Source organism: Aidingimonas halophila (assembly GCF_900106955.1).
Taxonomy (GTDB): domain Bacteria; phylum Pseudomonadota; class Gammaproteobacteria; order Pseudomonadales; family Halomonadaceae; genus Aidingimonas; species Aidingimonas halophila.
Genome location: NZ_FNNI01000003.1, coordinates 295,975 through 318,642, shown reverse-complemented (window position 1 = coordinate 318,642; position 22,668 = coordinate 295,975). Strand labels below are relative to the sequence as shown.

Genomic DNA, 22,668 nt, shown 5'->3' with positions numbered 1-22,668 from the left:
ACCCCGGAGCCCTTATCCGGCTACCGGCACGTTCGACGTCCAACAGTGAGGCCAACAGCATGTCCGATGCCCCTTCGTCAGCGCCACGACCGGTTGCGCTGATCATTCTCGATGGCTACGGCCATAATCCGACGGCGACAGCCAATGCCGTGGCCGCTGCCGCTACACCGGTGATGGATCGTCTGCAGCAGACCTATCCCAGCACCCTGATACATACCGACGGTCGCCATGTCGGCCTGCCCGACGGACAGATGGGCAATTCCGAAGTCGGTCACATGAATCTGGGCGCCGGCCGTATCGTCTATCAGGATTTCACTCGCATCACCAAGGCGATCGACGACGATGAGCTCGTCACCAACGAGGTCCTGACGGCCCCCATCGACGCCGCTGTCGGCGCCGATAAAGCGGTGCATCTGCTTGGTCTGCTGTCACCGGGCGGCGTACACAGCCATGAGGATCATATTCTCGCACTCGCCGAACTGGCCGCACGCCGTGGTGCCAAGCGGCTCTATCTTCATGCTTTCCTCGATGGCCGCGACACGGCTCCCAAGAGCGCTCTTGCATCGATCGAGCGGGCCAATGCACGACTGGCCGACCTGTTCGGTAGCGACAACGCCTTCGTCGCCTCTCTGATCGGCCGCTACTACGCCATGGATCGCGACAACCGCTGGGAGCGCATCGAAAAAGCCTATCGCTTGACGACCGAGGGTATCGGCGAGCACGTTGCCGCCTCGGCTGAAGCCGGACTTCAAGCGGCCTATGAACGTGACGAGACCGATGAATTCGTATCCGCCACCAGCATCCGACCGAATGACACAGCGGTCACCATGGAGGAGGGCGACGCCGCCATCTTCGCGAACTTCCGTGCTGATCGTGCCCGCGAGTTGACTCGCGCCTTCGTCGACCCGGATTTCAGCGGTTTCGTACGCCGAGCAACGCCCCAACTCGCCGCTGACGGCCTGGTGATGCTGACCCGTTACGCTGCTGATCTACCGGCACCGGCCGCCTTCCCACCGGTCGACCTGCGCAACACGCTCGGCGAAGTCATGGAGTCGCGAGGCAAGACCCAGCTGCGTATCGCCGAGACGGAAAAATACGCCCATGTCACCTTTTTCTTCTCCGGCGGGCGTGAGGCCGAATTCACCGGCGAGACGCGTGAATTGATCCAGTCGCCCAGAGACGTCAAGACCTATGACGAAAAACCCGAGATGAGCGCCTTCGAGGTGACCGATACCCTGGTGGACGCCATCGATGCCGGCCGATTCGACCTGATCGTTTGTAACTATGCCAATGGCGACATGGTCGGTCATACGGGAGATCTGGATGCCGCTATCAAGGCGATCGAGACTGTCGACCAGTGCCTTGGCCGTGTCATCGACGCGATACAACGGGCCGGCGGTGAGTGTCTGGTCACGGCCGATCACGGCAATGCCGAACAAATGGTCAATCCGGAAACCGGTGCACCGCATACCGCTCACACGACCTTCGAAGTGCCCTTGGTCTATGTCGGCGAGCGTCCGGCTCAGCTACGCGAAGGCGGTCGTCTCTGCGATCTCGCCCCGACGCTGTTGGCGATGATGGGAGAAGCGATCCCTGATGAAATGACCGGTCACGCACTGATCGACTGGCAGGCCCACTGACCGGACCGGGACGAAAGCAGACTTGAGCGTTTTCCGATGGCCGTTGATCGCTGTCATTGCCCTCTCCCTGATCGTCATGGGGTCACCGGCGAGCGGCCAGCCCAGTGAAGAGGAAGTCAAGGAGCGCCTCGAGACCATCGGTGACGAGATACGAACGCTGGGCGAGCGTCTTGCCGACACCGATGAGGCTCGAGACGAGGCAAGCGAGTCGCTACGCGACGTTGAAACCGCGCTGGCCGATACCCACCGGCGTCTGGATGAACTCCAGGCCGAACGTCGCGATCTCGATGAACGGATCCGGACATTGGAAGAGGAGCGGGACGCCCTTCAGGCGGAACGCGACGACCAGGTGGCCGAACTCGCCAAACAGTTCGGGGCTCTCTATCGGCTGGGCACCTCTCCCGAGCTCAAGCTGCTGCTCAATCAGGATGACCCGGCTCGCCTGGACCGGCTACAGACCTATCTCAACCATCTTGCCAGAGCCCGTACCGAGCGATTGGAGGAGATCGCCGAACTGGACGAGGAGCTCGCAGACAACCGGGAGACACTGCAGCAACGAGATCAGGAAATGTCGGCGTTGCGTGATGAGCTGGATGAACGGAGCGCCGAACTGGCGGAACGAATGGAAGAACGCGAGGCATTGGTGGCCAAACTCGATGCCCGCTATGCCAATGAAAGCGAACGACTCGATGCGTTGGAGCGTGACCGAGAAGATGCCGAACAACTTCTCTCTGAAGTCCAGGAAGCCATGGCTCGACTCGAGGAACCCGCACCGTCCACTGACATCGAACGGACACAAGGGGATCTTCCCTGGCCGGTACAGGGAGAGGTCAGTTCCGTATTCGGCGCTGGCGAGGGAATTGCTCGCAACGGCTTGGTCATTCAGGCCAAGGAGGGAACTGCAGTACATGCCGTCCATGAAGGTCGCGTCGTGTTCGCCGATTGGATGCGGGGCTTCGGCAACTTGCTGATCCTCGATCATGGCGATGGCGTGATGACGCTCCATGCCCATTTGCAGCATTTTTCGGTTACGCTCGGTGACAATGTCCCCCAGGGAGAGACTATCGGTATCGTTGGCACGAGTGGTGGTCGCGATACCCCGGCCTTGTATTTCGAGGTCCGTCGTGATGGTGATCCGATCGATCCCCAGGGGTGGGTTGCCAATCGATGATATGCGGCCCTGTCCGGCCACGAAATGAGGTTACCGACAGATCGCCACGATCTGGATAATCGCTGGGTTCAGACGCTATGCTGAGTCCTGTTTACTCGTCCGTCTGCGGAGTTCGAATGTCCATCAATACCATCAAATCCATGATTCCCTGGTTATTCACGATAGCGCTGGTCCCCCTTCCTCTCCAGGCTCAGACCACGTCATCCGTCGAGATCGAAGACGACCTGCCGATCGAGGATGTCCAGACACTTGCCGAGGTGTTCGAGCGCATCAAGCGAGCCTATGTCGAAGAGGTCGATGACAGTACGCTGCTTCGCAATGCCATGCGCGGCATGTTGGGGGAACTCGATCCGCATTCGGCCTATCTGGATGAGGAGGAGTTCGAAAGCCTGCGTGAATCCACCGAAGGGGAATTCGGCGGCATCGGTATTGAAGTCGGGATGGAAGACGGTCAGTTGACGGTCATCACGCCAATCGACGACACACCCGCCTCGGAGGCCGGCATTCAGGCACGCGATGTCATTCTGCGGATCGATGACACCTCTACCGACAACCTCTCACTGCAGGAAGCCGTGGAGTTGATGCGCGGGGATCCCGGGGAGGATGTCGAGATCACCATCATGCGCAACGGCGAGGACTCTCCCCGGACCCTCACGCTGACCCGCGAGAACATTCGTGTGGAAAGCGTCAAACACGAAATCCTCGAAGAAGGCTACGGCTATCTTCGTATCAGTCAATTTCAGAACCGAACCGGCAGCCAAGTCCAGGAAGCCATCACGGACATGCAGGAAGACGCGCCGCTCGAGGGGTTGGTACTGGATTTGCGCAACAATCCGGGCGGTGTGTTGCAATCGGCCGTGGATGTCGCCGATGCGTTTCTCGACAGCGGTCTGATCGTCTACACCGAGGGACGCCTGGAAGACAGCGACCGGCGTTTCTCCGCGTCTTCAGACACGGTGGCAGCCGATGTCCCACTGGTCGTTCTGATCAACGGGGGCAGTGCCTCGGCGGCGGAGATCGTGGCCGGAGCCCTGCAGGACCAGCGCCGTGCGGTGGTCATGGGTACCGATAGCTTCGGCAAGGGCTCCGTGCAACAGGTCATGCCATTGGGCAATGGTGATGGCCTCAAACTGACGACGGCACTCTACTACACCCCCGATGGGCGCTCTATTCAGGCACGTGGTATCGAACCGGATGTCGAGGTCGTGCGTGGCCGCCTGGAGGTCGCCGAAGACAGTGGCCTGCAATTGCGAGAATCGGATCTCGAGGGCCATCTGATCAATGGCAACGAAGAGAGTGAACGGCGTCGTAGCGGGGAACGCACACGCGAGGATTACCAGCTCGGCGAAGCCCTCAATCTGCTTAAAGCGCTCAATGTGCTCGAACGCCGCCCAGCGGAGGATGGCTAACGGCAGGTCCGCGGCAACCGGCCACGCTCACCGGTCGCTTGGTGCATCAACAAACGCTTGAGTGACGTGAACCGGTCAACACTGGACAGGCCCAGATTGCGTGCCAGCCGCAGCGTCGGTTGGCGCGTACCGAACAGCAGCCGAAAGCCATCCATCAGTGCCAGCATCGCCGTATTGTCGGGGCGTCGGCGTCGCTCGTAGCGTGACAGTATTCTGGGATCGCTCAATGCCGCCCCCCGTCGTCGCGCGTCCAGCAACTCCTCGGCCAGTACCGCCGCATCCATCAATCCCAGATTGACGCCTTGGCCGGCCAACGGGTGCAGGCTGTGAGCGGCATCCCCCACCAGGGCGAACCCCGGCTTCACATATTGACGGGCATGGCGCTGTGCCAACGGGAAACTGACGACGCGATCGATCACTTGTACCTGCCCGAGACAGGCGTCGCTGTCGCGTGCCAGAGCGTCCCCCAACGCCGACGGAGATAGCGATTGCAAATGGGCCGCTTCGTCCGGTGTCGTCGACCAGACGATCGAGCAATAGCTGGGGACGTCATCCACAGTCAATGGCAGGAAAGCCAGCGGCCCACCGGCAAGGAAGACCTGCCGGGCCATGCCGCCATGCGGACGTTCCGTACGCACGCTAGTCACCAACGCATGATGACCCGTCTCATGGACCTTGTTGTCGATACCGGCCATCTCACGCAATGGTGACCCGGCACCATCCGCTGCCACCACCAAGGGAGCCGATAGACACCGATCGTCGTCGAGCGTGACATATTGCCTCTCGCCCGACGTCTCCAGTGCAGTCACTCGATGACCGAAACAGGAGTGAACATTCGGCATGTCGGCGACACACGCCTCGAGGGCCGCCAACGTCACATCATTCTCGACGATATGCCCGAGACACTCGACCCCGGCTTCATCGGCACTGAAACGGATGCGACCGCTGCCTTCCCCGTCCCAGACCAGCATCCGGTGATAGGGCGTGACCCGTCTGCCTGCCATGCGAGGCCAGACACCGAGGTGCGATAATAGCCGCTGTGACACGGGAGTCAGGGCACTCACGCGTAACGCAGGCGAGCCCCGCCCGGCAGTCTCGGTCTCGATGGGCGCTTCCCTGGCATCGATACGGACGACGGAGACACCCGCTTCTCCCAGCAGGGCAGTCAGCGTCGTACCGACCATTCCGCCCCCCACGACGATCACTTCGGTCCGCTGCACGGCCGTCTCTTGTCTCATCACCATCCCGTTAACGTTCTATGCCCATGGCCCGACGCGCCAGAGTACGCCGCAGCGGGCCAACCATATTGAGACCGACCAGCCCTGCCGCCCGGGCATGCGACAACAGCGGATGGTCGATACCGAAGAGCCGAATCAAGCCATCACTGAATCGGATCACGTTATGACGATCCACCATGCGTCGATGCTCGAAATCCTTCAATAGTGAAATATCGCCTGGTGATTGCCCGCGAGCGAGCCCATGTTCGAGTGCTGCCACGAGATCCGTGACCCCCCGCAACGCGAGATTGAAGCCTTGACCCGCCACCGGGTGCAGCGCGTGAGCTGCGTTACCCAGTACTGCCAAGCCGGGGCGAACCGGTTCTTCCGCCGTCACCAGGGACAATGGATAATGGTGGCGCTGGCCGAGGCGACGAAACCGCCCGACACGATCACCGAAAGTACGCTGCAGTGCTGCAAGGAAATCACCATCCGCCAATCCCAGCCGGCCTTGCTCGCTGCCCTGAGGATGCGTCCAGACGAGTTCCATGCGCTGCCCGCGCAAGGGCAGGAGTGCCAGGGGACCTGCGGGAGTGAAACGTTCATAGGCCACACCGCCATGCGGTCGGCTGACTTCCACCGTCGTGATCACTGCCGTCTGCTCATAGGACGAAGCCTGACTGTCGATTCCCAATGCTTCCTTGAGCCCCGAACGTCCCCCATCGGCCAGCACGGTCAACGCCGCTGTCAGGTCGGAGCCGTCCGACAGTACGAGACGGTGTCCACCGGCTTGGGCTGTGATCGACTCGACACGTGCCGGACAGTGCCACTGTAATGATAGCCGTTCCAGGTGCTGGTGCAGCACGCGACCTATCCAGGCATTGGGAATCACATGACCCAGCGCATCGACCCCCAATTCGTGAGCATGGAGACGCGCTGCGCCCCAGCGTCCACGCTCACTGACATGAATGGTCCGAATCGGCTCGGCGTGCTCAGCCAGGGCCGACCATAGACCAAAGGCCGTGAATCGCTGTTGCGACCCCAACGCAATCGCACTGGCACGGGCATCGAAACTGGGTTGATAAGGCGTTGCGGAGGTCGAGGGCAAAGGAGCCGCCTCAATGACGGCCACTTCGAGGCCATGGCGATCGATGTAGGGAGTCAACGCACAGGCCAGGCTGGCACCGACCAGGCCGCCCCCGACGATGGCAATATCGACAGACCGTTGTACGGAATCAGACATCGCTCATCCATGCCTCGATGTCACTGACCTGCTTGGGCACGGCCGCGGTCAACACCTCACCACCCTCGGTCGTGACGACCACATCATCCTCGATGCGAATGCCGATACCACGATAGCGAACGGGAATATCGTCAGCATCCGGAATATAGAGCCCCGGCTCGACCGTCAGCACCATCCCGGGTTCGAGTCGACGAGGCTCTCCGGCGAGGCGATAGCTACCGACATCGTGGACATCCAATCCCAACCAATGCGAGGTCGAGTGCAGGTAGAAACGCCGGTAACTCTCGTCATCGATGCAGGTTTGTAGCTCACCCGACAACAATCCCAGCTCGATCAGGCCGGCCGTCAGGTCACGGACAACTCCCGCATGAATATCGGCGAGCGTGGCATCCGGTCGGACTGCATCCACGGCGCGCTGTTGGGCGTGGAGCACCACCTCGTAGAGCGCCCGCTGGGCATCGCTGAACCGTCCACTTACCGGGAAGGTCCGGGTAATATCGCCAGCATAGAGATCGAATTCCGCACCGGCATCGATCAATACCAGATCACCGTCGTTCAAGACATCGTCGTTCTCGATGTAATGCAGCACACAGGCATTGTCACCACTACCAACGATCGTATCGTATGCCGGTCCGGAAGCCCCTTGCCAACGAAACTCATGCTCGATTTCGGCCTGCAGATGGTATTCCCGTAGTCCGGCCTGAGCGGCGCGCATGGCTCGACAATGCGCCCGGGCGGAAATCGTCGCGGCATGGCGCATCAGCTTCAACTCGGCGTCACTCTTGATCAGGCGAGTCTCATGAAGCGTTGCCGTGACGTCGTGATAGGCAACCGGCGCCACGGCCCCCTGGCGCTGTCTGGCCAGCAGCCGAGTGCGGCTCATGTCGGCCAGGGCTCGGGTCCGGCTATCATCAAGGGGCAGATAAAGCGAACGGCGGCCATCCAGCAGTTCCGGAAGTCGTGACTCACGTTCGGCATTCTCGAAGGCCTCATCGAGTCCGAAAGCGGTAACGGCGCCTTCGGCTCCGTATCGGCGTCCTGTCCAGGCTTCCTGCGTCGGATCACGGTCCTGACAGAACAGCACCGCTCGCCCTCCGCACCGATCCGGCAGCAGCACAAGCAATGCCTCCGGTTCGGGAAAGCCGGTAAGGTAATGAAAATCACTATCCTGGCGAAAGGGGTAATCGCTGTCATGACTGCGTGTCACCAGCGAGGCCGATGACATGAGGATGGCACTGTCTTCCGGAAGTGTTGCCATCAAACTGGCACGACGTTGCCGGTACTCTTCCAGTGCAATCGGTTCGGGACGGGACAGCCTGTCCATGGATATCAGTGCTCCTCGTTGGCGGCGCCGGAAGGATCTTCCACTTGATCGACCTGGGGCTGGCCGGGATGTTGTTCAGTGTACAGCAGCATGGCAACCATCCGGGCATGCTCGGTCAAGGCGAACAAGTCGTTCTCGTTGTCACTATCCTCATCGAGTTCGACCTCCATGGCCGTCAATGCCTCGAGATCTTCCAGCGCCTCTCGCAAGTTCGCCGGCCACGTCTCGCGTTTATCCACGCCCACTTCATCGACGACTTCGAGAAACCCTTGACTCCACTCCTGGAGACCACGGGCCTGCTCGGTCAATGAGAACAACTCGTCGGGCAGTAGCGGGTCATAATTCAACTCTGAGGCAGACAACGCCTCCAGTGCCTGGCGCCGCCAGTTCAGAAACCCTTCCGCACTGGCGGGATCACGGGGTTGTTCGACGCCCAGGGAGGCGCAGACCTCAGCCAGCCACGCCTCTGCGGATATGTCGTGCAGCCCCAGATTGGCAGCCAGCCGACCATCGAGAAAGGCGGGCGATTGAAGGCTGCCATGCAGCAGAAACAGATCGGCGATAGCGGAAAAATCGAGACGTTCGTTGATCAAGGACATCGTTTACTTCCTGAGCCTCGCCAATACCGCTCAATGCGCGTTGACCGCTGGCGAGTTGCTCTCTTATAGTGAATTCACGCCTCCCATAATAACGTATCGGGCCATCGCTTGGCCCGTACCGGAGTGACTCATGACCGACGATTCGCGGCCCACCTCGGAAATCACGCTTTTGGGACGCAGTTATGTGATCGCCTGTCCGCCCGAGGAACAGGAAGATCTCGAGCGTGCGGCGCGATATCTGGATCGTGCCATGCACGGTATTCACTCGCGTGGCAAAGTGCTGGGTAATGAAAAGATCGCCATCATGGCAGCTCTCAACATTACCCATGAATTACTGCGTGTACTGGAAGAACGCAAGGCGAGTGAAGAAACTCTCAGCCAGCTTGGTGAACGCCTCGACAAAGCACTGAACGAGACCTCACGTTGAGCAATCCTCACTTTGGCACAACGCCACGCTCTGCTAGGATGGGAAACGTTCCCTGGGGTGTTCGCCAGTCGTTATCGTCCCTCGAGCCTATGCGCAGTACCTAGGGGGCCAAATGCTAGACGGGCCCGTGTGCATGTCCGTGCGACGGAAAGCCTGACGGCTCGTCTGCGGCCACCCACCTTGAACCAATGGGTTCAAGGGCCAGAACGACAACGGCACTCCGGGGAACTCATTCATGTACTGTCACGCCTGGATCAGCGCTTACCGTGAATGACATCCCGTTTTTTTCGACCTCTCGCCGACAACTCCGACGGGAGCTTAGACGACGCCGACGCGCACTCTCCGCGCGCCAGCAACGCGAAGCCAGTCAAGCGCTATGTCATCGTCTACGTTGCTTACCCGCGGTCTGGCGGGCACGGCGAGTCGCGTTGTATCTTCCCAACGATGGGGAAATCGACCCGACACCGCTGATCGACTGGTTCCACCGTCGACGGGTGGAAGTCTACCTTCCGGTGTTACGACCGCTGGAACATAACTGCTTGTGGTTCGTGCGCTACCATCGCCATACCCCCATGCGCCGTAATCGCTTCGGTATTCATGAACCGGATACCCGATACGGTGCGCACCGGGCCCGGCGTCGGCCGGCATGGGTGCTGGATCTGATATTGCTGCCACTGGTGGGATTCGATGCCCAAGGCCAACGCCTGGGTATGGGGGGCGGTTTCTATGATCGAAGTCTGGCCTTCACGCGTCAGCGACGCCCCCGGCCCACGCTGATCGGTGTCGCCCACACCTGCCAGGAGGTCGAACATCTCCCGGCTGCGGACTGGGACGTTCCGCTGGACGCCATCGTCAGTGATACACAGACGCTCTGGCCAGCGAATGACAAAGAGAAAAGTTAGCTTCCGCCGACGGCTTGAGCGTAGCCAGTCGCTACGACACCAATGCAAAAGAGCAACGCCAGTGACATCACCAAGTCTGGCTTGCGTTTCATTATCAACCCCGTAACAGTTTTTATTGAACATCCAGGCAAAAGTGCCTGACGACTGGGCGAACTATAGGACCTAATGCCGGAGTATGGCAATGTCTGGTTGCTGAATTCCTTGTAACAAAATGCAGAGCATACGGTCACCATAGCGTAAGTCATCACTCACTTCAGGCCATGAATAACCGATAGGCCGGATTATCGGACTCCTTCCAGTAACGATAACCGATCTTATCGAAGTACTCTTCGACATGTGTCCGGTCGCCATTGGGCACATGCATTCCCACCAGTACACGGCCATAGGCCGCACCATGGTTGCGATAATGGAATAACGAGATATTCCAGTCTGCCGGCAGGTGTGTCAGGAAGTTCATGAGTGCCCCGGGCCGCTCGGGAAATTCGAAACGATAGACCTCTTCTTCGAACACCTCCTTGGGTCGTCCACCACCGAGATGGCGAATATGCAACTTGGCCAATTCGTCATCGGTGAGATCCACGACGGGATACCCCGACGTTTCGAGTTTGTCGATGACGGCCTGGCGATCCTCGCCTCCCGGCTTGACTTTCACCCCCACGAAAATATGGGCCTGTTCGGGATCGGCATAACGATAGTTGAACTCGGTCACCATACGTTTGCCGATCGTCCTGCAGAATTTCTTGAAACTGCCCGGGTGCTCGGGAATCGTGACCGCCAGTATGGCTTCCCGTTGCTCACCTAGCTCGGTACGTTCGGCAATGTGCTGTAACCGATCGAAATTGGTATTGGCACCGGAATTGATACAGAGCAGGGTTTCATCCCTGGCGCCCGTCTGCTGTATGTACTTCTTGAGACCAGCCAGAGATAGCGCGCCCGAGGTCTCGGACACGGCTCGCGTATCCTCGAAGATATCCTTGACCGCAGCGCACATCTCATCGGCATTGACCGTGATGACATCATCGACCAGATCCTTGGCCAGGGCAAAAGGCACCTTACCGATCTGGGCCACGGCGACCCCTTCGGCAAACACACCGACCTGATCGAGGGTGACCCGCTTGTTGGCCGCCAACGCCGCCTTGAAACAGGCACTATCCTCGGATTCGACACCAATCACCTTGATGTCGGGACGCAGATACTTGATATAGGCAGCCACACCGGCGATCAAGCCGCCCCCCCCGACGGGCACGAAGACGGCATCGAGACGGCCACTGTGCTGGCGTAGTATCTCCACGCCGATGGTTCCCTGCCCAGCGATTACATCAATGTCATCGAAAGGGGGAATGTAGGTATAGCCATGTTCGGCGATCAACTCATTGGCATGATCGGCAGCAACCGAGAACGCATCGCCTTTGAGTATGACCTTGGCTCCCCAGGAACGCACCGCCTGCACCTTGATATCCGGGGTGATGCGTGGCATCACGATCACCGCCTTGACGCCCATCAATTTTGCCGACATGGCAAGCCCTTGAGCGTGATTGCCCGCCGATGCAGCAATTACCCCCTTGGCTTTTTGTTCATCGCTGAGTTGCGCCATCTTGTTATAGGCACCACGCAACTTGAACGAATGAACCGGCTGCAAGTCTTCGCGCTTGATGAGGATCTGGTTGTGCAATCGACGAGACAGGAAGGATGCCGGTGAAATCGGGGTTTCGCGGGCCGCATCATAGACCCGGGCATTGAGTATTTTCTTGACGGTGTCTTCTAGCATCCTGATGTCCCAAACGGGGAAAAGTTCCAATTGTTAACAGAATTGCCATCCCTGAGTCCAGCATGACGCAATATCTGCCCATCCACAGACCGGCGGGACTCACCTATAATGGCCGACGTTTTTCTCATTCCGTGACAACATAGCGAGACCGCCATGACCCAAGACGAACTCAAGGATGCCGTCGCTGCCGCCGCGCTCGACGATATTCGACCCCTGCTGGCACGTAATACCGTCATCGGTGTCGGCACCGGCTCCACAGCGGATAGATTCATCGACCGTCTGGCTGCTTTACGGGATGACTTCAAGGGTGCGGTAGCCAGCTCCGAAGCCACAGCCGAGCGGTTGAGGCGTCATGGTATCGAGGTATTCGAGCTAAATGAAGCCGGTACATTACCTGTTTATGTCGATGGCGCCGACGAAATAAACCCTCGACTGCAGATGATCAAGGGAGGCGGAGCCGCCTTGACGCGGGAGAAGATCGTCGCCGCCTGCTCCGAGCGATTCTTCTGCATTGCTGACCAGTCCAAACAGGTCGAGCGCCTGGGCGCATTTCCCTTGCCCGTGGAAGTCATTCCCATGGCACGCTCCTATGTGGCCCGCGAACTGGTCAAGCTCGGCGCCGATCCCGTCTATCGGCAGGGTGTCGTGACCGATAACGGCAACCAGATCATTGATTGTCACGACTTCATGATCGATGACCCGCTCACCATGGAAGCCCGTCTCAATGCCATTGTCGGGGTTGTCACCAATGGCTTGTTCGCCGCCCGCGGAGCGGACCGTCTCCTGTTGGGAACCGACCAGGGCGTGGAACGGATACTGCCCGGCTGACCGGCCGCTCATCCACTCGCAGTCGCGCTCCCCGTCTGCAGCAGCCCTGTCAGGCACTGCAGGGTGAACTCAAGCGCCCCCCGGTTCGCCTCGACGACGTTTCGACCGGCCTCTGCCAGTCGCCGGCATTCCCCGGGCTCAGCGAAAAGCCGGTCAAGCGTTGATGCCAGGGACACCGCGTCGTCGATGTCAAGCAGCGCGCCAGCATCGCGCAGGACCGACGCGACATCGCTGAAGTTGGTAAGATGGGGCCCCGTGATTACCGGCACCCCCAATGCGGCCGGCTCCAACAGATTGTGCCCCCCGACAGGCACCAGACTGCCCCCGACGAAAGCGATATCGGCCACGGCATACAGAGTCGCCAGCTCCCCCATGGTATCCGCCAGATAGACGGCAGTCCCGGCATTCGGCCACTCTCCGCGGGAGCGACGGGCCATCGTCATGTCATGTTCTCGGCATAACTCGGCCACCTGATCGAAACGCTGAGGGTGGCGGGGAACCAGGATCAGCAGGGCCTTGGGTCGCTGCAACCTCAGACGCCGATGTGCATCAAGCAGTTGCTCTTCCTCATCGGGATGTGTCGATCCGGCAACCCAGATCGGACGCTGACCCAGGCAGGTACGCAAGCGCTCACTTTCCTCATGAACACTATGATCATGGGAAATATCGTATTTCAGGCTGCCCACTACTGTCGTACGAGCCGGTGCCATACCCAGTTGAATGAAGCGCTCGGCATCGGCTGCTGACTTGGCACCCAGCCAAGCCACATGACCAAGCGATTCACGCAATAACGGACGAACGCGGCGATAACGCTCGAAGGCGCGTGGCGACAATCTCCCATTGACCACGGCAACCGGCACGCCGTATCGAGCGCAGGCATGCAACAAATTCGGCCACAATTCAGTTTCGAAGAAGATGGCCAATGCCGGCCGAAGATTTGCCACGAAACGCCTTGCAGCGCCCGGAAAATCCAATGGAATGAAGCAGTGCTGCAGGTCCCGTGACGGATGCTTGACCGCCAATGAGCCCAGCAACGAACGTACCCGTTCCGCCCCCGTAGCGGTCATGGTCGTCACCACCAGGCGGTGGCCGGGACACTGCTCGGTCAGGGCCTCGATCAACGGTCTGGCCGCCATCACTTCACCCACTGAGGCACAATGCAGCCACAGTGTCGCCCCGCCATCGACCGGGAATGGGAGACACCCCAATCGCTGGCGGCGCGACTCCCCCGGGAGGTGTTCACGCCATATGCGTTGCCAGATCAGTGGTGACAGACCGTACAGTGCCAGACTATAGAGCCAGCGCACTGCCCTGGAAAGTGATCGAGGTATCATCAGCGTTCACGGTCGAGAATGGTGGCGATCATCGCCGTTGTCGATACACCGTCCTCGAAGTCCAGTACCCGCACCTCGCCGCCATTGGCGATTACCGCCTCTCCTCCGGCGATCTCTTCCGGTCGATAGTCGCCCCCCTTGACCAATACATCGGGCAGCACGGCTTCGATCAAGCGCTGAGGCGTATCTTCCGAAAAGGGCACCACCCAATCCACCGAGCCCAGTCCGGAAAGCACCTGCATACGCCTGGCCAAGGGGTTGATCGGCCGCTTGGGCCCCTTGAGGCGAGCAATGGATGCATCGTCGTTGACTGCTACGATCAGGCGGTCGCCGAGCTGGTGCGCATGCTCGAGGTAAGCCACGTGGCCGGCATGCAGAATATCGAAACAGCCATTGGTCATGACCACACGTTCACCGCGCGCCTGTGCCGCACGCACGGCATCAACCAGCGGTACTTCTTCGATCACACCGAATTCGGCCAGTTTGTCGCCCTGCAGGGCCGTATAAAGCTCGGCGATGGACAGGGTCGCCGTTCCCGGTTTGGCCACCACCAGCCCCGCCGCCAGGTTGGCCAATGTCATGGCCTCGGGGAAACCATGCCCGGCCGCCAGCGCCAAACCCAACACGCCGATCACGGTGTCCCCGGCCCCCGTCACGTCGTAGACTTCGCGCGCCCGGGTCGGCAAGTGGAGCGGCGCGTGGTCACCGCGGATCAGTGTCATACCCTTTTCACTGCGGGTAATCAACAGCGCTTCGAGTTCCAGTTCGGCACGTAGCGCCTCCCCCTTGATTGCCAGTGTCTCATCATCGGGGCAAGGACCCATGACTGCCTCGAATTCTATGAGATTGGGCGTCATCACGCTGGCCCCGCGATACTTGCGGAAATCGCTCCCCTTGGGGTCGACCAGCACACGTTTACCGGTAGCACGCACCCGCGCTATCAGCGTTTCGACCTGATTCAGGGTCCCTTTGCCGTAATCCGACAGAATCACAAGGTCTGCCGACTCCATGACACGCTCGACCTGGGCCAACAAAGCCGTCGTATCGACATCGATCAGCCCCTCCTCGAAGTCGAGTCGGATCAATTGCTGATTGCGGCTCATCACTCGCAGCTTGGTGATCGTCGGGACCTCGCCGCTGCGCTGAAAGTGAGTGCTTACTTCGGCATCTTTCAACCGGGCTTCGAGCAGATCGGCATTACCATCGTCGCCCACCAGGCCCGCCAGCGCGGCATGGGCGCCCAGAGAGGCAATATTCAAGGCGACGTTGGCTGCCCCGCCGGGACGGTCTTCGGCATCGCCGACCTTGACCACCGGGACCGGCGCCTCCGGCGAAATGCGCCAGGTGCCCCCTTGCCAGTATCGATCCAGCATGACATCGCCCACTACCAGCAGGCGAGCCTGTTCCAGCGCGGTCAGATCAAGCTTCATGACGCGGCTCCAGGACGGGAGAAAAAGGATAGTCGGTCAAAAGCGCCTCCAGTCGTTCGATGACATCATCCGCACTGATCAGCGACATGGCATCCGGATGACGCACTCGCTGCCCCCAGGTAATGTCGTCCGGCGACTTGTGCATGAAGGTTCGTACGGCCTCGGGATAACGATTAACGACATAATCGCGCCAGCAGTAGGGCGCCGCCCGCACCGGGTTGGTCGTCGCGAACAGGCCCACTGTAGGGGTATGCAGGGCATTGGCCATATGTACCGGCCCCGAATCCGGGGCAATGACAGCACGCGCCTGGTTGATCAAAGCCAGCAAGCCTTTCAGTGACGTGGCGCCAATGGCGTCGATCACCGCGTCCGGTGCGGACAGTGACATGATACGTGTTCCCATTTCCCGCTCCTGGGGACTGTTGCCGCCACTGAGTACGGTTCTCAGTCCGTGCTGTGACCAGGCATGTTCGATCACTGCCGCATAACCTTCCGCCGACCAATTGCGAAAGTTACGCAATCGCGGATTGGCACAGGGGCTCATCAACAGATAGGGCTGGTCGCCGGCCAACTGCCGGGCTTCATCGGCAGCCGCATCCGGGATCGGCAGCTCCCATGCGAGACGCGTATCGTCGACACCCAGCAGCCTGGCGAAATCCATGAAAGACTCAAGCACATGCGCTTTGGAATGCGGTGCCAATTGGCGATGCGTGAACCAGTGCTGCCAATCCTTGGCCCGGGCTTTGTCATAGCCTATGCGTAGATTCGCCTTGAGCCCCAGTGACAGAATACTGGCCCGCAGGGCCTGCTGCATGTGCAACAGGACATCGAAACGGGTATCGCCCAGTCGACGCCAGATATCACGCATTCCCGCCAACCCGGTCGCCTTGTCATAGACAACGAACTCGACCCCGCTCAGGCCGGAAAGTAGACTGTATTCGCCCTTGCCGATAATCCAGGTGATACGGATATCAGGCCACTGCCGTTGCAGTGCACGAATGGTGGGTACGAGATTGCAGACATCGCCCAGTGCGGAGAGCCGCAGCACGCATAGGTGTTCTGGGCGGGCAGGCAGAGGATGCTTCATGCGGTTGGCAACATTCCCGATGGAAAAGGCATTCATTCTATACGATGCCGATAGTTTATGTGACGCAGGCCTGACGCCACAAATCGCACCATCGTGGTTCACCGTCGATTTCTGGCAGGAAGCCGGCGCTATCCTGGGCCAAGCCACCGGTCGAGGTACCAGCCTGTTCGTTCTCGCAGGCGACCGGGAATGGGTGCTCCGACCTTACCGTCGGGGTGGCATGGCGGCCCGTGTCAGTCAGCGTCGCTATCTCTGGACGGGTCATGGACGAACCCGAGCATTCCGGGAACTACGACTCACCGAACGGCTTTATCATCAGGGATTACCGGTACCGCGACCGATCGCGGGCTGTGTCTGGCATCATGGGCTCACTTACGAAGCCGCTTTGATCACTGAACGTCTGGCCGGGGTGCGTTCCCTTGCCGATCGCTTGCCGACGCTGGATGCACCGACACTATATGATGTCGGTGCGACACTTCGGCAATTCCATGACGCCGGCCTCGATCATGTCGACTTGAACGCCCGTAATCTTCTCATCGACGATACCGGCCACGTTTGGCTCATTGATCTTGATCGCTGCCGATTGCGTCGTCCGGGACGCTGGAAACAGGCTAACCTGCAACGATTGGAGCGGTCATTGAGCCGGTTTTTACATGCCGACACCCGCGCGACGATGATCGCTATCGAACGCGGTTATAACCGTATCGAGGGATGAATGGTGAACATTACCGGCGTGGTCATCACGCTCAACGAAGCCGACAATATCATGGCCTGTCTGCAGTCGCTCTCGCACGTCTGCGATGAACTGATCGTCGTCGACTCGGGGTCGAATGATGAGACCTGCAAATTGGCCGAACGGGCCGGCGCCAGGGTAATTCGTCAGCCCTATCTGGGTGACGGCCCACAGAAGAATGTCGGGCCGACCCATGCGACGCATCGCTGGATACTGTCACTCGATGCTGATGAGCGACTCACTGAGGAGGCGATTCATTGCATCACTGCACTCGACCTGTCGACGACAACGCACGACGGATTCGCTCTGCGCCGGCGCAACTACCTGGGCTCACGCTGGATCAAGGCCTGTGGGTGGTACCCCGACTACTGCATTCGCCTGTTTGATCGCGATCGAACCGGTTTTTCCGATTCCCAGCAGCATGCATCGGTTCAGGCTCGCCATCCGGCCAGACTCGACGCCGACCTGCAGCATTTTTCGTTTGCCGATCTCGGCGAACTGTTCACCAAGGCAAGCGGGCGGTTTTCCAAACGCGCCGCCAAGATCATGTACCGCCGGGGCAAACGTGCCAATGGGTGGTCACCGTTTCTGCACGGCAGTAGTGCCTTCCTGCGCAAATTCGTGTTCCAGAAAGGCTTTACCGCTGGCCTCGATGGACTGTCGGTGTCGTTGTCCGCTGCCGTCAACTCCTATCTCAAGTACGCCAAGCTCCTCGAATTCCAGCGCGATTCACGGATCAGGGACAATGAAGATTTCGACAAGATCTGGTAGTCAATGATGGCAGCACAAACCTTGCATATCCGCCATGTCAATCTTGCTCGACAATTTCGTGGCGGCGAACGTCAGACAGTGCTGTTGATCAATGCATTGGCCAAACACAGTGGCATCACACAAAGCCTCGTTTGTCGTCGTGACTCGCCAATGCGTGCGGAACTGGTCGAACGAAGCGACATCACCCTCATCGATGCCGATCACCAGTTTGCCGGTCATTTCCAGGGAGCGCATGCCGATCTGGTGCATGCGCACGAAGCCAAGGCCATTCATTGGGCATTTCTGCATTCGCTCCTGCGCCACACACCTTATTTGCTGACGCGTCGAGTCCCGCAGCCGGTGAAACAGACGGGATTCAACCGGTTGACGTATGGCCGGGCCCGCCACGGAGTGGCCATTTCATCCGTCATCGAACAACACCTTGAAGAACGGGGCTGGTGCAATATCTCACGCATCCCTAGTGCGCTATCGCATATGCCCCGACAGGCATCGCATGTTGCCAGACTACGTGACCGATTTGCCGGCAAGCGTGTCATAGGTCATATCGGCGCTCTGGTTGATCGTCACAAGGGACAACGCTTGCTGATCGAGGCGGCCAGACAATTACGCCGGGAGTTTCCGGACGCCATTTTCCTTTTTCTTGGCCAGGGCGACGATAAGGTCGTGTTGCAGCGCGAAAGCGCGGATCTGGACAATATCGTCTGGGAAGGCTTTCGCTCCAATATCGGTGACTATCTGGCTATCATGGATTTGTTCGTTTTTCCCTCACGAAATGAGGGACTAGGATCGATACTGCTGGACGCCATGGATTACGAGGTACCGGTGATCGCTAGCAATGTCGATGGCATTCCGGATATTGTGACGCATGACGACACAGGGATATTGATCCCACCCAATGATGGCAATGCCCTCACCGAGGCCATTCGCTCATTGCTCAATGCGCCTGACAGAGCCGCCGACTTGGCGGAAAGCGCCCATCAGCGACTGTCGCTTTTTACACCTGAAGCGATGGGAAATGCCTATTTGGCGTTATATGAACGATTGCTCAACCAGATGCGATAATGCAAAACGCCTGTCAGGTGAGGCACGGTGGCCCATGTACCGGGATGATTCTCGACGGCGTCACGACTTGCTAGCTATCCGTTCAGTCTAAGAGGGGTTAGTCTTGTTACATTTCCTGTCGAAACTACCTCTAGTCAAGCATGTTGTTCATCAACCTCGCTGGTGGGCGCTGGGGTTTATCGGATTATGTCTTGGCAATGCCGTCATAACGCCATTAACGCTGCCAATAGGATGGATGTTCGCAGTGGCCCTCGGCTGGGTAGCGCTGGCCTGGCTTTTCCGTTGGGGAAATCCGCGTCACCCGCACTCGCCAAAACGCGTCTGGCCCTGGTCGCTGGTGCCCTTGATCATCTGGTGGTTCTACGTCTACATGGCCGACACCTACGGTGATGTGGATATCGCCGCTATATTTTTCCACCTGCAAGCGGGAATGGAGGGGCATGGAGGCGGTAAACGCTTCCTGACAGCCATCGTCTACACGCTATCGGCCTTTTTCAGCCTGGTCGCCTTCGTCTGGCTGGTCCGGCACGACCACCGCTGGCGACTTCTGGAACGCATCCTGGCACTATTCTTGTTGGCAACCAATCCACTGCTGTTCGGTATCACGCAACGCAGCGCCACCATGGTCACCCAGGACGGCGCCTGGCTGGATCGCCGCTATATCGAGCCGAAGATCACCGAGGAACCGGCTGATCCCCCCAACCTCCTGTACATCTATCTCGAAAGTATCGAACGTACGTATGATGACAATGAACGCTTCGACGATGCCTACGAGGATTTCAATGCGATTGGCGAGGAAAGCGTCGTCTTCGAGGGGGTGCGTCAACTCGACAATACCGGTTGGACGATGGCCGGCATGATCGCCAGCCAATGTGGCGTTCCCTTGATGCCTGCCGGGCTTCTTCACGATGAACAGTTCGAACCCTTGGATCACGTCGTGCCTGGCGTCAATTGTCTTGGCGACATTCTCAGTGCTCAGGATTATCAGTTGACGTACATCGGTGGTGCCAGTACCGACTTCGCTGGTAAGGGGCTCTTCTATAATGACCACGGCTTCGACCGTATCCTGGGTCGGGAGGAGCTCGAGCCGCGCTTGGATGATCCTGACTATGTCAATAGCTGGGGGCTCTACGATGATTCGCTATACGACATGATGCTGGAAGAGCTCAAGATGCTGGATGAGAGCGATGATCCATGGGGAATGGTGGCACTGACATTGGGTGCTCATGCCCCCTTCGGCTTCCCGGCCGACAGTTGCAAGGAACGTCAGGGCGAATTCGATGGCGAAGACATCCTGTATTCCGTCGAATGTTCCGGCTGGCTGACACGCCAGTTTCTGGACCGCCTGGAGGACGAAGGTCTGCTCGATAATACTCTGGTGGTCATCGCCAGCGATCATCTGAGCATGAAAGTCTCCGCCTGGGATAAGCTCGTCGCCAGTGAGCGCGACAACACCTTGATGTTATACAGCGATGACCTGGAGCCGGCACGCATACGGCGCGAGAGTACAACACTCGATATCTTTCCCACCATTCTGGAAACGATGGGATATCAAACGGAATCCCATCGTGCCGGTCTCGGTGTATCCCTATTGGCGGAGCCACAGAATCTGGTCGAACGCCACGGCTTGACCTATCTCAATGAGCGCCTCACTGAAGAGAACGCCCTGCAAGAACGTCTGTGGGAAGGGGTCGACCGAGAAGTCCGCTTCAAGGAGTGACCGATGATGTCATGGCTTCCAGTACCTGGGCAGGTCTCAGTTGATTGAGACAATTGGTGTGACCCAGCGGACACGTCCGTTGAAAACAGGGCGAGCAGGACAGCGCCAAGTAATGAATCGTGGCTCGCTCCGTCAGGGGCGGCGTATATGCAGGAGATGACGAGCCATAGATGGCATGAACCCGACTACCGACAGCGGCGGCAACATGCATTAACCCGGAATCGTTGGTTACCACCTGATGGCAGTCGGCAAGCAGATCGACGGCATCCGCCAGTCGGGTCTTGCCGCACAAATTGTGGCTATGGGGCACATCTCGACAAATCGCGTCGCCGGCTTCGACATCTTTCGGCCCACCTAGCACGCGAACTTCATGACCGGACTCGACCAGGGCACACGCCAATTCCCGAAAATAACCCAATGGCCACTGTTTTGCGGGTCCGTACTCCGCCCCCGGCATCATGCCGACCGCGGGACGTGAAGAGAGTCCGAGCGATAGACGCAAATTGATGAGATTGTCGCTATCGATCTCCAGGCGAGGATGCGGAATATCGAAATCTCCCCGTCTCGCTTCATCATCAGGCAAGGCTAACGACACAAAACGCTTCACCGTTTGATCGAGAACCGACTTATCGAGGTCGCGACGCTCATTGAGCAGTATGACGCGCTGCTCACCCGTGAAACCAACACGGTGAGGTATCCGGGCCAGAAACGGCACCAGCGCGGCTTTCCAGGAGCGTGGCAACACGATCGCTCGATCGAAACGCCCCTTGAGTGTCACGGCTGTCCGATAGCGCGTCTGCCAGGCGACTTCCCCATGACCGACATCCAGAGGCACCACTTCGTCGATGGCGTTCATGCGTTCGAGTATGGGGCGGGACCAGGGAGGCGCGACCACCGAGATACGGCAACGAGGATCCCGCATCTTGAGCGTCATCAGAGCGCTCTGGGCCATCACCATATCACCCACCCATGATGGTCCGACGACCAGAATCCGCTCGCCGACAGTGGCGGAACGATCAGCCATTCAACCACTCCAGGTACGCACGGACGCCTTCCGCCACTGTGTGGAACTCGCCCTGATATCCGGCACGGCGAAGTCGTGAAATGTCGGCACGAGTATAGCTTTGGTACCGCCCCTTGAGCTCGTCGGGAAAGCGAATGTATTCGATCTCGCCCTTACCGTAATAATCGATCACGCTATCGGCAATGGCCTTGAACGGCTCGGCACGCCCCGTTCCCAGGTTGAAAATGCCTGAACACTCGGGATGCTCCAGAAACCAGAGATTCACATCCACCACATCACCGACGTAGATAAAGTCCCGGCTTTGCATGCCGGCCTCGTAACCGTCCCAGGCGCCGAACAGTCTGGGATTCTCGCCGGCACTTACCTGGGCATGGTGATGATAGGCGACGCTGGCCATCTTGCCCTTATGCTGCTCGCGCGGACCATAGACATTGAAATAGCGAAACCCGACCACCTGACTGGTGAATTCCTGCCAACGTGACCGGACGTACTGATCGAACAAGAGCTTGGAGTAGCCATAGACATTGAGAGGCTGCTCGTATTCCGGCGATTCGACGAATACCTCACTGCCGCCATAAGTGGCTGCGGATGAGGCATACAGGAAGGGGATACCCTTGCGTTGACAGTAGTGCAGCAACACCTTGGAGTACTCGAAATTATTGTCGAGCATGAACCGACCGTCCCACTCGGTTGTATCCGAGCAGGCACCCTCGTGAAAGATCGCATCGATCTCCGGCAACGCGGAAGGCTCACCCCGCATCTCGGCCTCGATACGCCGCCGGAAGTCCTCCTTGTCGAGATAGTCCCCCAACGTGCAATCCACCAGGTTGACGAATTTGGTCCCGTCACTCAGGTCGTCGACCACCATGACATCCTCGCGGCCTTGCGCATTGAATGCCTTGACCAGATTCGCGCCGATGAAGCCGGCGCCGCCCGTTACTACGATCATCTATGAATCCTCATCATCATTCGGCCGTCA

General features: G+C 59.0%; 20 protein-coding genes and 1 other RNA gene. 11 read left to right on the top strand and 10 right to left on the bottom strand.

Going from position 1 to position 22,668, the window contains the following annotated elements; all coding sequences use genetic code 11:
* Positions 1-59 precede the first annotated feature (59 nt).
* The 3 genes from gpmI to BLW01_RS07420 all read left to right on the top strand — a co-directional run bounded on the left by gpmI (position 60) and on the right by BLW01_RS07420 (position 4,220).
* Positions 60-1,640, top strand: coding sequence for a 2,3-bisphosphoglycerate-independent phosphoglycerate mutase (gene gpmI, locus BLW01_RS07430; RefSeq protein ID WP_092568860.1), 1,581 nt, complete (start codon positions 60-62; stop codon positions 1,638-1,640).
* 22 nt (positions 1,641-1,662) lie between these two features.
* Positions 1,663-2,811 carry a murein hydrolase activator EnvC family protein gene (locus tag BLW01_RS07425; RefSeq protein ID WP_229806446.1) on the top strand — a complete coding sequence of 383 codons (1,149 nt, stop codon included), beginning with the start codon at positions 1,663-1,665 and terminating at the stop codon, positions 2,809-2,811.
* Positions 2,812-2,927: 116 nt separating this feature from the next.
* Complete coding sequence (locus tag BLW01_RS07420) at positions 2,928-4,220, top strand: S41 family peptidase (protein WP_092568859.1); 1,293 nt, start codon at positions 2,928-2,930, stop codon at positions 4,218-4,220.
* Here the strand turns inward: BLW01_RS07420 and BLW01_RS07415 are convergent.
* Genes BLW01_RS07415 through BLW01_RS07400 form a run of 4 tightly spaced genes read right to left on the bottom strand, consistent with a single transcriptional unit; the run spans position 4,217 to position 8,603 of the window.
* A complete protein-coding gene (locus BLW01_RS07415) occupies positions 4,217-5,458 on the bottom strand; it encodes a UbiH/UbiF/VisC/COQ6 family ubiquinone biosynthesis hydroxylase (RefSeq protein ID WP_092569028.1) in 1,242 nt (413 codons plus the stop codon). The genes BLW01_RS07420 and BLW01_RS07415 overlap by 4 nt on opposite strands.
* Before the next feature lie 10 nt (positions 5,459-5,468).
* On the bottom strand, positions 5,469-6,680 hold the full coding sequence (ubiH, locus tag BLW01_RS07410) for a 2-octaprenyl-6-methoxyphenyl hydroxylase (RefSeq protein ID WP_092568858.1): 1,212 nt from the start codon (positions 6,678-6,680) through the stop codon (positions 5,469-5,471).
* Positions 6,673-8,004 (bottom strand): Xaa-Pro aminopeptidase, encoded by a 1,332-nt coding sequence (pepP, locus tag BLW01_RS07405; RefSeq protein WP_373294178.1) that lies wholly within the window; start codon positions 8,002-8,004, stop codon positions 6,673-6,675. Before pepP ends, ubiH begins: the two co-directional genes overlap by 8 nt.
* 5 nt (positions 8,005-8,009) lie before the next feature.
* Positions 8,010-8,603: a UPF0149 family protein gene (locus BLW01_RS07400; RefSeq protein ID WP_092568856.1), complete on the bottom strand. Its 594-nt coding sequence runs from the start codon at positions 8,601-8,603 to the stop codon at positions 8,010-8,012.
* Between the two features lie 130 nt (positions 8,604-8,733).
* On the opposite strand from BLW01_RS07400, the gene BLW01_RS07395 reads away from it, so the two are divergent.
* From BLW01_RS07395 to BLW01_RS07385, 3 genes are all read left to right on the top strand, one after another.
* Entirely contained in the window at positions 8,734-9,030 is a 297-nt protein-coding gene (locus BLW01_RS07395) for a cell division protein ZapA (protein WP_092568855.1), read from the top strand.
* A 46-nt stretch (positions 9,031-9,076) separates the two neighbouring features.
* Positions 9,077-9,261: non-coding RNA, 6S RNA (gene ssrS / locus BLW01_RS07390), on the top strand.
* Between the two features lie 35 nt (positions 9,262-9,296).
* Positions 9,297-9,932, top strand: coding sequence for a 5-formyltetrahydrofolate cyclo-ligase (locus tag BLW01_RS07385; protein WP_092568854.1), 636 nt, complete (start codon positions 9,297-9,299; stop codon positions 9,930-9,932).
* 253 nt (positions 9,933-10,185) lie between these two features.
* Here the strand turns inward: BLW01_RS07385 and ilvA are convergent, their stop codons facing one another.
* On the bottom strand, positions 10,186-11,700 hold the full coding sequence (ilvA, locus tag BLW01_RS07380; RefSeq protein ID WP_092568853.1) for a threonine ammonia-lyase, biosynthetic: 1,515 nt from the start codon (positions 11,698-11,700) through the stop codon (positions 10,186-10,188).
* Positions 11,701-11,853: 153 nt separating this feature from the next.
* On the opposite strand from ilvA, the gene rpiA reads away from it, so the two are divergent.
* Positions 11,854-12,528, top strand: coding sequence for a ribose-5-phosphate isomerase RpiA (rpiA, locus tag BLW01_RS07375; protein ID WP_092568852.1), 675 nt, complete (start codon positions 11,854-11,856; stop codon positions 12,526-12,528).
* An 8-nt stretch (positions 12,529-12,536) separates the two neighbouring features.
* On the opposite strand, the gene waaA is transcribed toward rpiA, so the two are convergent.
* The 3 genes from waaA to BLW01_RS07360 are packed head-to-tail and all read right to left on the bottom strand — an operon-like array spanning position 12,537 to position 16,379.
* Entirely contained in the window at positions 12,537-13,862 is a 1,326-nt protein-coding gene (gene waaA, locus BLW01_RS07370; protein WP_092568851.1) for a lipid IV(A) 3-deoxy-D-manno-octulosonic acid transferase, read from the bottom strand.
* Complete coding sequence (gene hldE / locus BLW01_RS07365; RefSeq protein WP_092568850.1) at positions 13,862-15,292, bottom strand: bifunctional D-glycero-beta-D-manno-heptose-7-phosphate kinase/D-glycero-beta-D-manno-heptose 1-phosphate adenylyltransferase HldE; 1,431 nt, start codon at positions 15,290-15,292, stop codon at positions 13,862-13,864. Before hldE ends, waaA begins: the two co-directional genes overlap by 1 nt.
* Positions 15,282-16,379: a glycosyltransferase family 9 protein gene (locus BLW01_RS07360; protein ID WP_092568849.1), complete on the bottom strand. Its 1,098-nt coding sequence runs from the start codon at positions 16,377-16,379 to the stop codon at positions 15,282-15,284. The genes hldE and BLW01_RS07360 overlap by 11 nt, the downstream gene beginning before the upstream one ends.
* On the opposite strand from BLW01_RS07360, the gene BLW01_RS07355 reads away from it, so the two are divergent.
* The 4 genes from BLW01_RS07355 (at position 16,378) to BLW01_RS07340 (ending at position 20,665) form a co-directional block, all read left to right on the top strand.
* Positions 16,378-17,094: a 3-deoxy-D-manno-octulosonic acid kinase gene (locus tag BLW01_RS07355; protein ID WP_092568848.1), complete on the top strand. Its 717-nt coding sequence runs from the start codon at positions 16,378-16,380 to the stop codon at positions 17,092-17,094. The genes BLW01_RS07360 and BLW01_RS07355 overlap by 2 nt on opposite strands.
* Complete coding sequence (locus BLW01_RS07350; RefSeq protein ID WP_092568847.1) at positions 17,095-17,883, top strand: glycosyltransferase family 2 protein; 789 nt, start codon at positions 17,095-17,097, stop codon at positions 17,881-17,883.
* A gap of 3 nt (positions 17,884-17,886) precedes the next feature.
* On the top strand, positions 17,887-18,945 hold the full coding sequence (locus BLW01_RS07345) for a glycosyltransferase family 4 protein (protein WP_092568846.1): 1,059 nt from the start codon (positions 17,887-17,889) through the stop codon (positions 18,943-18,945).
* Positions 18,946-19,180: 235 nt separating this feature from the next.
* On the top strand, positions 19,181-20,665 hold the full coding sequence (locus BLW01_RS07340) for a sulfatase-like hydrolase/transferase (RefSeq protein ID WP_092568845.1): 1,485 nt from the start codon (positions 19,181-19,183) through the stop codon (positions 20,663-20,665).
* On the opposite strand, the gene waaF is transcribed toward BLW01_RS07340, so the two are convergent.
* Both waaF and rfaD read right to left on the bottom strand, forming a co-directional pair.
* On the bottom strand, positions 20,655-21,689 hold the full coding sequence (waaF, locus tag BLW01_RS07335) for a lipopolysaccharide heptosyltransferase II (RefSeq protein ID WP_092568844.1): 1,035 nt from the start codon (positions 21,687-21,689) through the stop codon (positions 20,655-20,657). The two genes, BLW01_RS07340 and waaF, sit on opposite strands and share 11 nt — an antisense overlap.
* Positions 21,682-22,638 carry an ADP-glyceromanno-heptose 6-epimerase gene (gene rfaD, locus BLW01_RS07330; RefSeq protein ID WP_092568843.1) on the bottom strand — a complete coding sequence of 319 codons (957 nt, stop codon included), beginning with the start codon at positions 22,636-22,638 and terminating at the stop codon, positions 21,682-21,684. Before rfaD ends, waaF begins: the two co-directional genes overlap by 8 nt.
* Positions 22,639-22,668 lie beyond the last annotated feature (30 nt).

Coding starts and splice junctions, on each gene's coding strand:
- gpmI (WP_092568860.1), top strand. CDS start 60: ATGTCCGATGCCCCTTCGTCAGCGCCACGACCGGTTGCGCTGATCATT.
- BLW01_RS07420 (WP_092568859.1), top strand. CDS start 2,928: ATGTCCATCAATACCATCAAATCCATGATTCCCTGGTTATTCACGATA.
- BLW01_RS07415 (WP_092569028.1), bottom strand. CDS start 5,458: ATGAGACAAGAGACGGCCGTGCAGCGGACCGAAGTGATCGTCGTGGGG.
- ubiH (WP_092568858.1), bottom strand. CDS start 6,680: ATGTCTGATTCCGTACAACGGTCTGTCGATATTGCCATCGTCGGGGGC.
- pepP (WP_373294178.1), bottom strand. CDS start 8,004: ATGGACAGGCTGTCCCGTCCCGAACCGATTGCACTGGAAGAGTACCGG.
- BLW01_RS07400 (WP_092568856.1), bottom strand. CDS start 8,603: ATGTCCTTGATCAACGAACGTCTCGATTTTTCCGCTATCGCCGATCTG.
- BLW01_RS07395 (WP_092568855.1), top strand. CDS start 8,734: ATGACCGACGATTCGCGGCCCACCTCGGAAATCACGCTTTTGGGACGC.
- ilvA (WP_092568853.1), bottom strand. CDS start 11,700: ATGCTAGAAGACACCGTCAAGAAAATACTCAATGCCCGGGTCTATGAT.
- rpiA (WP_092568852.1), top strand. CDS start 11,854: ATGACCCAAGACGAACTCAAGGATGCCGTCGCTGCCGCCGCGCTCGAC.
- waaA (WP_092568851.1), bottom strand. CDS start 13,862: ATGATACCTCGATCACTTTCCAGGGCAGTGCGCTGGCTCTATAGTCTG.
- hldE (WP_092568850.1), bottom strand. CDS start 15,292: ATGAAGCTTGATCTGACCGCGCTGGAACAGGCTCGCCTGCTGGTAGTG.
- BLW01_RS07355 (WP_092568848.1), top strand. CDS start 16,378: ATGCGGTTGGCAACATTCCCGATGGAAAAGGCATTCATTCTATACGAT.
- BLW01_RS07360 (WP_092568849.1), bottom strand. CDS start 16,379: ATGAAGCATCCTCTGCCTGCCCGCCCAGAACACCTATGCGTGCTGCGG.
- BLW01_RS07350 (WP_092568847.1), top strand. CDS start 17,095: ATGGTGAACATTACCGGCGTGGTCATCACGCTCAACGAAGCCGACAAT.
- BLW01_RS07345 (WP_092568846.1), top strand. CDS start 17,887: ATGATGGCAGCACAAACCTTGCATATCCGCCATGTCAATCTTGCTCGA.
- BLW01_RS07340 (WP_092568845.1), top strand. CDS start 19,181: ATGTTCGCAGTGGCCCTCGGCTGGGTAGCGCTGGCCTGGCTTTTCCGT.
- waaF (WP_092568844.1), bottom strand. CDS start 21,689: ATGGCTGATCGTTCCGCCACTGTCGGCGAGCGGATTCTGGTCGTCGGA.
- rfaD (WP_092568843.1), bottom strand. CDS start 22,638: ATGATCGTAGTAACGGGCGGCGCCGGCTTCATCGGCGCGAATCTGGTC.